Annotated in this window: 8 protein-coding genes; 4 read left to right on the top strand and 4 right to left on the bottom strand. The window is 45.8% G+C overall.

Annotated elements, in window-relative coordinates:
- Positions 1–5: 5 nt before the first annotated feature.
- The 3 genes from PseudUWO311_RS11675 to ispF all read right to left on the bottom strand — a co-directional run bounded on the left by PseudUWO311_RS11675 (position 6) and on the right by ispF (position 3,350).
- Positions 6–698, bottom strand: coding sequence for an antibiotic biosynthesis monooxygenase (locus PseudUWO311_RS11675; protein WP_142655409.1), 693 nt, complete (start codon positions 696–698; stop codon positions 6–8).
- A 279-nt stretch (positions 699–977) separates the two neighbouring features.
- Entirely contained in the window at positions 978–2,774 is a 1,797-nt protein-coding gene (locus tag PseudUWO311_RS11680; protein WP_142655410.1) for an ABC transporter substrate-binding protein, read from the bottom strand.
- Between the two features lie 96 nt (positions 2,775–2,870).
- Positions 2,871–3,350 (bottom strand): 2-C-methyl-D-erythritol 2,4-cyclodiphosphate synthase, encoded by a 480-nt coding sequence (gene ispF, locus PseudUWO311_RS11685; protein ID WP_142655411.1) that lies wholly within the window; start codon positions 3,348–3,350, stop codon positions 2,871–2,873.
- 387 nt (positions 3,351–3,737) lie between these two features.
- Between ispF and xdhA the strand changes: the two genes are divergently transcribed.
- From xdhA to PseudUWO311_RS11705, 4 genes are all read left to right on the top strand, one after another.
- Positions 3,738–5,156, top strand: a complete 1,419-nt coding sequence (gene xdhA / locus PseudUWO311_RS11690; RefSeq protein ID WP_223807543.1) for a xanthine dehydrogenase small subunit — start codon at positions 3,738–3,740, stop codon at positions 5,154–5,156.
- A 69-nt stretch (positions 5,157–5,225) separates the two neighbouring features.
- Positions 5,226–7,556: a xanthine dehydrogenase molybdopterin binding subunit gene (xdhB, locus tag PseudUWO311_RS11695; protein ID WP_142655412.1), complete on the top strand. Its 2,331-nt coding sequence runs from the start codon at positions 5,226–5,228 to the stop codon at positions 7,554–7,556.
- Positions 7,553–8,521 (top strand): XdhC family protein, encoded by a 969-nt coding sequence (locus PseudUWO311_RS11700; protein WP_142655413.1) that lies wholly within the window; start codon positions 7,553–7,555, stop codon positions 8,519–8,521. Before xdhB ends, PseudUWO311_RS11700 begins: the two co-directional genes overlap by 4 nt.
- Before the next feature lie 204 nt (positions 8,522–8,725).
- Positions 8,726–9,940, top strand: coding sequence for a hybrid sensor histidine kinase/response regulator (locus PseudUWO311_RS11705; RefSeq protein ID WP_142655414.1), 1,215 nt, complete (start codon positions 8,726–8,728; stop codon positions 9,938–9,940).
- Positions 9,941–9,998: 58 nt separating this feature from the next.
- Here the strand turns inward: PseudUWO311_RS11705 and PseudUWO311_RS11710 are convergent, their stop codons facing one another.
- Entirely contained in the window at positions 9,999–12,569 is a 2,571-nt protein-coding gene (locus tag PseudUWO311_RS11710) for a TIGR03960 family B12-binding radical SAM protein (RefSeq protein WP_142655415.1), read from the bottom strand.
- Positions 12,570–12,575 lie beyond the last annotated feature (6 nt).

A 12,575-nucleotide genomic window follows, 5' to 3' on the forward strand; every position in this document is an offset into this window, starting at 1 on the left:
CCATATTACGAATTTAGGGAAATAGCAATCTGCTGCTTTTCCTCGTTTGGTGATTGTAAATTAGGTAGTGGAATCGCTTGAGAATTTTCAGCGATTGCAGGAATATCATTCTTGGTTGGTAAAGTCATTTCCGTAGAAGGATACAGCCACCAAGCAAATAACCTTGTCATCTGGGGCATCAGCAGATAGGTCATCGTGGGCACTGCGATCGCGGTCACGACTGCCACACGAGGCACTAAAGGCAACATCCCCAAAAACTGTTGAAAAATTGCAGAAATCATTGTAATTAAAGGGAATACAGCCAGCCAAGTCACTAAAGCCATCTTATAGCGAGGCGGTGGTGCGATCGCGGGTTTCCCTGGAAGCGTAAACCAAGTTTCTAAACCAGTTAACACCTGAATCTGGGGTGGACTCACCGTGAGAGGCTCAGCGATCGCAAACCAGTGCTGGCGTTCTGCCGAGGCTTCCCAATGGCGTAAATTACTTAAGCGATCGAACTTAAAGATGATGCGATATTCTGGGTCATCAGCATTGACTGGACGAAATACATTGCTGCCCAGATAGCCAGAAAATTGTCCACAAGCATTGGTAACTCCAGTCAAAAAAGCTTCAAATTCATCTTTGCATTCTGGTTTAACTCGTCTAGCGATCGTTACCGTAACAGAAGGATCATTAAGTTTATGTTGAGTTTCCGACATACAGTTTCAATTGGGTTGAGCGTTTAGCTTGTAGTTGCAAAGCTACCTTGTACAACAAGTCTCTCTGTCTTCGTTTCAATGTATCTAAGCCCCCTACCCCCCCCAATTCTGGGGGGCTTTGAAGGAATGTTATTTTCATTTTCCCCCAGAATTGGGGGCTAGGGGGCGATTAATTAATGTTCAATCAATCGAACCACAATAAAAATTTAAAAAGTGTTGCTTTGCAACACTTTTTAAATTTTGTTGTTTCGGGTTGGAGCGCCAAGCATTGTTATTTTTCTAGGACTTCAATTTCAATTGTTCTAGATTCCACAATGCTCCCGTCACGCCAGTACTACCAGCTAGTGCCGATGGTTGCGCATTCTCAACGCGATCGCGTACAGCAACCAAATAAAGAGGCATCGTTAAATGGATTAGTGGTAATTGTTCCTGAACTAATTGTTGATATTCGGCATAGATAGCCTTACGCTTAGTTTCATCTAGTTCCTGTGCTCCTTGGATCATTAAAGAGTGAATTTTCTTTTCCCAATCAGCAACTTCACGCCCTGGGAAAGGTTGCTCATCCCCAACTGGCCCCTTATTAAACATATGGGAATCACCATCAGTTGCCCAAAGATTAATCGCGCTATTCGGTTCAGCACCTCCAGTAAAGCCAAGAATCGTCGCATCCCATTGCTTCGAATTGTCGAGCTTATCGGAGATAATCCGAAAATCAACTGGAGTGAAGTCAATCTTCATGCCAATTTTTTCTAAATCGCTTTTAATTTGTGCTCCCATCGCAACCCTACCTCCCGCAGGAGCCAGCAAAGTAAAGCGCACCAGATTACCTTGAGCATCCAGAAGTTGTTGTTCAGAATTATATTTATATCCTGCTTGCAAAAGAATCTCTTTTGACTTTTCAGGCTGATAATCATAAACTTTTAGTCCTTTTTCGGGAGGGAAGAAATAGGGGCTAGGGATCGAAACTGGTGAATTTTGAGTCTGGGCTAAGCCTCTCGACAGATTGGTAATTATTGCTTCACGATTTATCGCATAGGCGACAGCGCGACGGAAGATAACATCGTTAAACCATTTTGATTTTTTTGGATCGACAAAGGGTTCATTAGTTTTAGGATTTTTGCCCTTATTGAGGTTGAACATAATGAAAGCCTGACCTGTGGCGGGGCCAGCATTATAGATTTTGTAGCGATCGCGCTGTTCAAAACGCTTTAGCAATTGATAGTCTTCACCGCGTAAGCGATACATATCGAGGTCTTGCGATCTGAATCTTAGCAGCGCAGTATCTGGAGATTCCACAATCTGCATGACAAATTGTTTGATATATGGCAATCCCTTTTTCCAATAGTAGGGATTAGGCTTATAGATGATGCGTTCCGAAGGTCGATATTCTTGGATTACATAGGGCCCATTGCCAACTAGTTGATTTACAGGTGTCGTGAGAGTCCATGTCTCTAAAAACTTTAGCTTCTGATTAGGAACTTTCGGATCTTCCTTGAGAGTGGGTTCAAAAACATGTTTAGGTAAAATACCAATCCCGCCGATGGTGCGTAAAGCAGGTGCAAAGGGTTCGCTCAAGAAGAAGGAAATACGGCGATCGTCGAGCTTCTCAACTTTGGGAAGAGTTTGGGATTGTCCAATTCGCAGGACATCACGAGTGCCATTGGGAATTTTCTCATTGAAGATCACATTTTGATAGGTAAATAAAACGTCATCAACAGTGAGGGGTTGACCATCTGACCATTTCAAATCAGGGCGCATCGTGAAAATTAGTTGTTTACCTTCCTGTTGAAATTCCCATTTTTCCGCTAGTTCTGGTTCAACCTCTTTGGTAAGTGGATTCTCAGTGAGCATCCCAGTAAGTGTATAGCCGATCGCAATGCCACTATAAGCTTCCTGAATTAAGACTGGATTAAAGGTTTTAATGTCGCCATCAAGGGGCACAACCAAGCGATTTTTTATAGTTTCAGGTGCGATCGCACACCCCCAAAGCAGTAGGGAACAGATACTAATCAGTAGTAGTAATACCAATGCCTTCCATTGCTTGACCTTTGCTCGTTTCTGAATACTTTTTCTCACGATCGCCATCTTCCCTAAAAATTCAACAAAACAAAGTAATTTTTTAGCAGTTGTGTTGCGGGCGCGAAGCGCCCGCAACACAATTACATTTAGCCATTAGCTTTTAACTAATAAAACTACAGCGTGAACTGCGATCGCTTCTTTTTGCCCGATCGCATCCATGCCTTCGTTAGTGGTAGCCTTGACGCTGACACAATCAATCGGCAAATTCATTGCTTGAGCTAGGCGATCGCGCATTGCTTTAATATGTGGTTTGAGTTTGGGCGCTTCGGCAATCACCATTGAGTCAAGATTATTCACGCGCCAACCCTGTGCTCCGATTAGCTCCTGTACTTGTTGCAATAGCATGATGCTATCGGCTCCTGCCCATTTGGGGTCAGTGGGTGGAAAATAATGTCCAATATCGCCAAGGGCAAGCGCTCCCAGCATGGCATCCATGATCGCATGGGTCAGCACATCGGCATCGCTATGTCCTAGTAGTCCTTTTTCGTAAGGAATTTCGACACCTCCAAGAATTAGGCGGCGATCGCTAACGAGTCGGTGTAGGTCATAACCATTGCCAATGCGGATATTCATAGATGAGTAGCTGAGTTTTACTATTCATAATATAAACCCAATTTCACGCGGTGTTAGTTTTGTCTTTACGTAGGCTTTCCAAAAAATATCAAGAAGAATAATTAATGTTGCGAGGCTTTACCTCGCAACATTAATTATTCTTCTTTTGTATCTGGGCGCACTTTAAGCAAAGTCTATTCATTAATTAATTAACTTATACAAGCCTGTCAATTTCATGACTTACGCAGTATCCCTGCGCTCAAGTGCGCTAAAGCTTAAACCCGTTTCAACGGGTCACTAACAGTATTCTGTAGTCCACTTCAGTGGACTTGAGCTTTTAGCCAAGAACTTGAGTTCTTGGGTTATTTACGCAAGCCCTAAATTTGTTACTCCAGCAGAGAAATTCCCGTGACTCAACAGGTAAACCCTATTTCCGTAACTGATTTTACATTCACCCTCAACGGTGCAGCTTCTCGCGTTAAAGACATTGCGCCCACGACCACACTGCTGCACTATTTACGACAAAACGGCTATGTGGGAACCAAAGAAGGCTGTGGTGATGGTGACTGCGGTGCTTGTACTGTAACTATCGTGGGTAAAGATAGTCATGGTAAGCCCCAGTATCAAGCAGTAAATAGTTGCTTAGTTCCCATCGGCGCGATCGCAGGACGAGAGGTGATTACTGCCGAGGGTATCGCCAATGGGCAACTGCATCCAGTCCAAGCCGCGATGGTAGAAACGGCAGGATCTCAATGCGGATATTGCACGCCTGGCTTCATCATGAGTATGTTTGCGGCTTACTACAATGGCAGCCTGAGCAATGATATCTGCATTGAGGGAAATCTCTGTCGCTGCACAGGCTATATACCGATCCGCAAAGCAGCGCAACAATTAGCGACAACAATTCCCGATGATCAATTCCGCACTGAGCTAGCTCAAAAAAATTCTGATTTGGCTGCGATCGCCTATGTAAATGCGCAGCAGCAATTTTATCGCCCCACAGAGCTGTCAGAAGCACTGCAACTACTTCAGCAATATCCCGAAGCGACTTTGGTGGCGGGTGCAACAGATTTGGGCTTAGAAATGAGTTGGCATCGACGGGCTTATCCAGTGCTGATTTCCTTGGAAGCAATTGCCGATCTAAAGCAGATTCACCAAACCGATGACTATGTTGAAATTGGCGCGGCAGTTCCCCTCAGCCATATTGAAGACTTGCTGCATGGCGTTTTTCCTAGCCTTGATGAAATGTTGCATTGGTTTGCGGCAAGGCAGATCCGCAATCGGGCGACCTTGGGCGGCAATATTGGCACGGCTTCTCCCATTGGCGATTTGCCACCTGTGTTGTTAGCCCTTGATGCGACCTTGAAGTTAGTTAGTGCCGAAGGCGATCGCAGTTTGCCTTTGGCTGATTTCTTTAAAGGCTATCGACAAACAGAACTGAAGCAAGGCGAAATTATTCATTCTGTGACAATCCCCAAAGCGATCGCCTCTGGGGCAACTAAACGTCTCAGTCAGTCCTATAAAATTGGCAAACGCGGCACTGACGATATCAGTATCGTGGCAGCAGCTTTTGTGATTGATCTAGATGCTGATCAAAAAATTCTCCATGCCCGTCTAGCCTATGGTGGTGTCGCGGCAACTCCAATTCGAGCGATCGCAGTCGAATCGATGCTAGTCGGTCAGCCTTGGACAATGGAAACTGTGCGATCGGTGAAGCCTGCTCTGCATGAAGTATTTACTCCTCTTAGCGATCTGCGTGGAAGTGCTGACTATCGAAAGATGCTAGTAGGGAATCTATTTGAGAAGTTTTTTGTTGAACATAGTTGAAGATACCAGTTGAGGCAAAGCCTCAACTGGTATGTGATGGATTTTTTGTAGATATGGAAGGAATACAAAATGACGATTACAGATCAAAAAGTCAGTAACAAAAAAAGCCACGAAAGCGCCGCAGGTCACGTTAGCGGCAGCGCCGTCTATACAGACGATCAACTCCTCCCCGCAGGAATGCTTTCCCTTTATCCTGTGCTGTCGCCCCATGCCCATGCCAAAATCACCAAGCTTGACTGCACCGCCGCCTATGAAATTGAAGGTTTAGTGACGATCTTGACGGCGGATGATGTAGCTGGAGAGAACAATACGGGTGTAATCATTCACGATGAAGTATTGCTGCCCACCGATGAGGTCAGTTATTGGGGACAGGTGGTAGTTTGGGCAGTCGGTGAGACTGAAGATGCGGCTCGTCAAGCTGCTGCCAAAGTAGTTGTCGAATATGAGCCTCTACCAGCAATTGTCACTATTCAAGATGCGATCGCGGCGGAGAGTTACCATCTTAAAAAACAGGCGATTAAACGCGGTGAACCTGAGACGGCTATCCAAAATTGCGATCGCACCCTCGAAGGTGAACTAGAAGTCGGCGGACAGGATCATTTCTATTTGGAAACCCATACCAGTTGGGCAATTCCTGATGGAGAGAATGGCTACAAGGTCTATAGCTCCACCCAACATCCCAGTGAAACTCAAGTAATCGTAGCGCGGGTTTTGGGATTGCCCAGCAGTCATGTTGTTGTCACCTGTCTGCGGATGGGCGGCGCATTTGGCGGCAAAGAGTCTCAAGCTAACCCCTTTGCGGCAGCGGCAGCTTTGGCAGCATATAAGACGGGTCGTCCTGCCAGAGTCAGTTTACGTCGACATCAAGACATGATTGTTACAGGCAAGCGGCATAACTTTTTAGGCAAATATCAAGTTGGCTTTACTAACGATGGGCTAATTACGGCGCTCAAAGCTGAGCTATACGCAGATGGAGGTTGGAGCCTTGACCTGTCACCACCCATCATCATGCGGGCGATGATGCATATCGATAACGCCTACTACATTCCTAATTTAGAAGTACAAGGATGGATTGCCAAAACCCATCGAGTTTCTAATACTGCCTACCGTGGTTTTGGGGGACCACAGGGCATGGTCGTATGTGAAGAAGTCGTCGATCGCATAGCACGTAACCTTGGTTTGTCGCCCGAAGTCGTCCGCGAACGGAACTTCTATCATGGGACTGGCGAAACTGGCACTACTCACTATGGACAGGATATAGTTGATAACCGCATCGATCTGGTCTGGACTGAAGCTAAAGAAAAATCGAATTTTAGCGATCGGCAAGCCCAAATCGCCCAATTCAATCAAACTAGTCCCTACAAAAAACGTGGCATAGCGATTACTCCTATGAAGTTCGGGATTTCCTTCACCAAAACCGAGTACAACCAAGCAGGTGCACTAGTTCTCATCTATACCGATGGCAGTATTCAGGTAAATCATGGTGGTACAGAAATGGGTCAAGGGCTGCATACTAAAATGCTCCAAGTCGCCGCCAAGTCCCTTGGTGTCAAACTTGATCGCTTTCGGATCATGCCCACAAGTACCGATAAAGTCCCAAACACTTCCGCAACAGCGGCTTCCAGTGGCTCCGATCTCAATGGTCAAGCAGTTAAAGATGCCTGTGAAATCTTGCGGAAACGCATGTCTACCGTAGCTGTAAAAATGCTCAATCTTGATGCCCCCGAAGATCTTGTTTTCGAGGATGATTGGATTTATTGCCGCACCTATCCCAGCGCAAGGATCGCTTTTGAAGAAGTAGTAAAGCAAACCTACAACGAACGGATTAGCCTCTCGGCAAATGGCTTCTATCGCACGCCAAATATTTTTTGGGATGCCAAACTGAATAAGGGTCGTCCGTTCTATTACTTCTCTTACGGTGCGGCTGTGAGTGAAGTAGAAGTAGATGGATTCACGGGTACATTTAAACTGCGACAGGTGGATCTTGTCCAAGATGCTGGCGAATCGATTAATCCATTGATTGATAAAGGTCAGATCGAAGGTGGCTTTGTGCAGGGGATGGGTTGGCTGACTATGGAGGAACTAGTCTGGGATAAAATCGGTCGATTGCTGACCTACGCGCCAAGCACTTACAAAATCCCCACCGTTAGCGAAATCCCCGAACAATTCAACGTCAATCTACTAGAACGCGCCGCTCAAGATGGTGTAATTTTTGGTAGTAAAGCGATCGGTGAGCCTCCATTTATGCTGGCGATATCCGTAAGAGAAGCCATTCGCAATGCTGTCGCCGCTTTTGGTAATGCTGACTATGTGCCCTTGGCGCTTCCTGCTACACCTGAGGCGACCCTCTGGGCGATCGAGTCAGTGAAGGCGGCTTCTCTATCTGCCTTGCAAGTATGATCTACGATGAGCTTCTATCATTACTTAGTCAAGACGCTGTGGTCGTGGCAACGGTAATTAGCACTAAGGGTTCTGTCCCGCGAGAGGTGGGCGCGAAAATGCTAATTACCTGCGATCGCTGCATTGATACGATCGGGGGCGGTGCAGGAGAGGCTAAGGTAATCGCGCAGGCAAAGGAAGTTCTACAAACTGGAGAAAAAAGGCGCATAGAAATCGACCTAACTGGATCGCCCAAGCGTCAGACTGAGGGAGTTTGTGGTGGTTGGATGGAGATACTTTTAGAGCGATGGCAGGGAGATGCGGCGATCGTGATCGCGCAGCAGATAATTGCAGAATTAAAATTAGGGCGTTCTCTTACTTTGGTTACTCCTTTTGGTGATGGACATCCCTACTTACTCAAGGAGAAAGGAAAAAGGAAAAAGGAAAAAGATTCGGTAGCTTTTATTGAGGTTTTGGAGCCTGTGCCGATATTGTTGATCGTGGGTGCGGGGCATGTGGGTGAGCAGCTTGCTAAGGTCGCCCACTTAGTCGGGTTTCAGATTGCGGTTCAGGATGATCGTCCTGAATGGGCAAACTCAGAGAGATATCCACAAGCTGCTTTTATCTACTCCAATATCGAGCAAGCTTTGGAAGCATTCTCAAATCATCTGAGTCTCCATGTGGCGCTAGTCACACGCGGCTATCGTTATGATTTGGATGCTTTAACGGCTTTACTAAATCGCGATTTACCCTGTGCTTATATCGGTATGATTGGCAGTGAGAGGAGGGTGATGCAGGTGTACGAGCAAACTAAGTTAATGGGAATCTCTGAGGATAAACTTAAATCTATCTATGCGCCGATTGGTCTAGATATCGGGGCTTTAACTCCTGCGGAGATCGCGGTTAGCATTGGCGCGGAGTTAATCATGCTGCGGCGTGGCGGTACTGGGCGATCGCTATCGGCAAGTTTGCGTAACCCCAAATAAGAGTGGCGACGCAAAGCGCCGCCACTCTTATTTGGGGTTTTATGTCCCGATCAAACCTTTTACACCAATTCACAAAAGTGTTGTCACACTTATGTGAATTAAAAACCAAACCCCGTAAGGGTTTTAAAAGCACAAAATGGCTATGCCATTTTGTGCTTTGAGATAAAAAGCTGCCATAATTGAGCTTAACTACAGCCTAACTTTATGAGCGATCGCCTTCCAATCGATTCCACTAAAAACATAGACAAATCTCTTGAAATATCAAGTTTATGTCATTCCTTAGATGGCTGTGTGTTGGTTGTCGATGACAATCCCACCAACTTGAGTGTGTTGGTGAACTTGTTGCGAGATGTGGGGCTGCGAGTCTTGGTGGCAACCGATGGCGAAAGTGCGATCGAGCAGACTGAATATGTCAAGCCCGATCTGATCTTGTTAGATGTGATGATGCCAGGTATCGATGGCTTTGAGACTTGTCAAAGGCTCAAGAGCAATGCTGAAACCGTAAAGATTCCGATTATTTTTATGACTGCGCTCTCAGAAACAGTGGATAAAGTGCGCGGTTTATCCTTGGGTGCTGTGGACTATGTGACTAAACCTTTTGAGCATGAAGAGGTTTTAGTGAGAATTCGTACCCATTTAACGATCGCGAAACAGCGCCAGACTATCGAGTCTCAAAATCTGGATTTGCAAGCTGAAATTAGCGATCGCAAACGGGCTGAAGAATCCTTAACAATCTTTCTCCACGCAGTTTCCCATGACCTACGGAATCCTGTAACAGGTTTATTGATGGTATTGGATAATTTAGCGAAGACAGCAAGCAGCGCTGACACAAATATTCTGTTGTCAAAATCTACGCTTGAGAGAATGCAACAAAGTGGCAATCGACAGTTAGCATTAATCAACTCATTGCTGGAGTCCCATGTGAATGATGTCCATGGAATTATCATTCATCCTCAGCCTGTGGCGATTATGGAAGTCATCCAAGCTGCGATCGATGATCTGCAACCACTTTTAGATAAGGAAGAAGCGGAAGTTGTTGTGCAAATCTCCCCTGAATTACCACTTGTTTTCGCTGATGCTGCTCATGTCTGTAGAGTCTTTCAAAATCTGATTGCTAATGCGATCAAACATAATCCACCAAATCTCAAACTCACAATTTCGGCAAAGATAAGTCCTGAGAATAGTCTCCTTTGCGAGGTTTCTGATGATGGCGTAGGTATGACAAATGAACAAAGTGAACATCTATTTGAACTTTACGCTCAGGGCAAGCATCAAACTAAACTTAATCGGCGATCGCTCAGTCTTGGTTTAGGGCTGTACATTTGTCGCCAAATTGTCCAAGCTCATGGCGGTGCGATCGGGGTAACTGGAGAGATTAATATCGGTTCGCGCTTTTGGTTTACATTACCAATGTCATAAAGAACCAATTTTTGTTGGCGTGGCTAAGCCACGCCAACAAAAAATTGTTACTAGTTTCTTAACGCATCGACTCGCGATGAACTTTGACTAACCTAACTTCATCTTCTTCAGCAAGATACTTATTCATCATGTAAACAACATACTCAGGTTTGAGATTGCTGTCTGGCTTGCAACTACCCATGAAATGAATTTTCGGAAACTCAGGATCGGGATTAGTGACATTAATTGCAAAAATACGATCGCGTAATTCCAACATTTGATTGCGCCCCGATTTTGAAACTTTTGGCATTTGGATCGAAGTTGCGGCGAGGACACAGTAACCTGCGCCTTCGAGTAAATCCATGATGTCAGCAGCATTGCGCTCTTTGGGCGTAATAAAAGCAAGCGTTAACGTATATTCCGCAACTTCAAGAATAGAATCTAAGGATGGTGAATGTACTTCCACTTCCTCGATCGCATAAATTGGTAAATCATCATCAAGTTCTGCACTAAAACGTTGCTGAAACTCGGCAATGGGAATATGCGCCGTTAATTCAAAATCAACAAATTCAGCATTGCTGGTTTGACCGAGGGGCAGAGCCTTGGCTATAGAAATACGCGGTAAAGGATTAAATCCCTCTGTATGAGCGACAGGTATCGCTGCACGACGAGCCGCACGTTGGAAGAAGCGATGTAAGTCTAGATGGGAAATCAAACTCATATCGCCCAGCTTGCCAAACTTCAGACGAATACGCTGGACTCTGGGAGGAACAATCGGCTTCTCTAGGGAAATGGCAGGAATTTCGGGTGGTGGAATCACGATGTTATGTCCAAAGGCGGGACCACAAACTCCACAAGCTGAGCAGCCACCAAAGGAGCAGTCAGGAACAGTTTGAGCCGCGATCGCCCTTTCCCAGTCTTCAATTAGCCATTGTTTATCGATGCCAGTATCAATGTGATCCCAAGGTAAAGGATCGGGGATTTTTAAGGATGGTGCATCCCAAACTAGATCGGCTTCCGAGATCGCCTGAGTCCATGCTCCAAACGCCTTCTCCGTATTCTCAAACCATGAATCCATACCCGCGCCCAGTTGCCATGCCCGATACACGACTTTACCCAAACGGCGATCGCCCCGTCCGACAAAATCTTCCATCGCACTGATACGAATATCGGTATAGTTGACCTTCACTCCACTCAAGCGGCGAAACTCTTGGCGCAATAATTTCTGCTTCTGCACAAAGTCGCCACTAGACACAGTATGCCATTGGAAAGGGGTATGGGGCTTGGGAGTGAAATTAGAAATGGTGATATTCACCGATAGTTTCTTGCGCCCTTTTTCCGAACATTCATTCTGCAACCATGCCACAGTATCGACAATCCCAATTACATCTTCATCGGTTTCCGTCGGCAAGCCAATCATGAAGTAAAGCTTCACTTTGTCCCAACCTTGGGTATAGGCAGTTTTAATCCCTTGCAGCAGTTCCTCATCGGTCAAACCCTTATTAATCACATCGCGCAAACGCTGTGTACCTGCTTCAGGCGCAAAGGTCAGCCCCTGCTGTTGACGACCATCTCCACTACGAAGCATATGCGCGATATTCTCATCAAAGCGATCCACTCTCTGGCTCGGCAATGAGAGAGTTATATGCTCATCTTTGAAGCGATTTTTAATCTGTACGCCCACCGATGGCAGCGCCAGATAATCGGAACAAGAGAGAGAAAGTAAAGAGAACTCGTTGTATCCTGTCTCCCGCAATGCCTTCTCAATCGTATCCACAACCTTTTCAGGATCGACATCACGGGCGGGACGAGTCAGCATCCCTGGTTGGCAAAAGCGACAGCCGCGTGTACATCCGCGTCGAATTTCGATGGTTAGGCGATCGTGAACAGTTTCCACTAAGGGAACAAGTCCAATACTATGTTCTGGCATCGGAGTGGCGACACGGCGCAGGGCGCGAGGCGAGACATCATGACGATTGGGTGCGATCGCGCCAGTCTTGATATCCATGTCATAAAATTCAGGCACATATACGCCATCGACTTCATTAGCAAGCGCTAACAGGGTTTCGCGGCGATTTTTACCTGCTAATTTGGAATCTTTAAGAACTTCACCAATTTCAGGTAATAATTCTTCGCCATCACCAAGAGCAAAAAAATCAAAGAAGTCAGCATAAGGTTCAGGATTAGAAGTCGCCGTTTGTCCCCCTGCAAAGATTAAAGGACATTCTTTAATACTCAATTCACTGCGTTCTTGCCATGTCATTGGAATATTTGCCAGATCCAACATTTCTAAAACGTTGGTTGCGCCTAGCTCATAGCTAAGACTAAAGCCCAAAATGTCAAATTCCCGTAGCGATCGCTTTGACTCAACGGCAAATAAATCAGTTTTAGTTTCGCGTAATTTTGCGGATAGATCGGGTGCGGGTAAATAGGCGCGATCGCATAGCTGACCATCTTTAGAATTAATAATGCTGTACAGGATGATATGTCCTAAGTTGGACGCGCCCACCTCATAAATTTCAGGATAAGTCAGCGACCAACGTACGAGTGCATCGTCCCAAGGTTTGCGCACTGCACCAAACTCGTTGCCAAGATAACGGGCTGGTTTAAGGATTTCGGAGTTAAGTAACTGTTCTACGGGTACGGGCATGGTTTC

Source organism: Pseudanabaena sp. UWO311 (assembly GCF_006937785.1).
In the GTDB taxonomy this organism is placed as follows: domain Bacteria; phylum Cyanobacteriota; class Cyanobacteriia; order Pseudanabaenales; family Pseudanabaenaceae; genus Pseudanabaena.

Excerpts from the sequence above, each read along its gene's own strand:
- PseudUWO311_RS11675 (WP_142655409.1), bottom strand. The coding sequence starts at position 698 with ATGTCGGAAACTCAACATAAACTTAATGATCCTTCTGTTACGGTAACG.
- ispF (WP_142655411.1), bottom strand. The coding sequence starts at position 3,350 with ATGAATATCCGCATTGGCAATGGTTATGACCTACACCGACTCGTTAGC.
- xdhB (WP_142655412.1), top strand. The coding sequence starts at position 5,226 with ATGACGATTACAGATCAAAAAGTCAGTAACAAAAAAAGCCACGAAAGC.
- PseudUWO311_RS11700 (WP_142655413.1), top strand. The coding sequence starts at position 7,553 with ATGATCTACGATGAGCTTCTATCATTACTTAGTCAAGACGCTGTGGTC.
- PseudUWO311_RS11705 (WP_142655414.1), top strand. The coding sequence starts at position 8,726 with ATGAGCGATCGCCTTCCAATCGATTCCACTAAAAACATAGACAAATCT.
- PseudUWO311_RS11710 (WP_142655415.1), bottom strand. The coding sequence starts at position 12,569 with ATGCCCGTACCCGTAGAACAGTTACTTAACTCCGAAATCCTTAAACCA.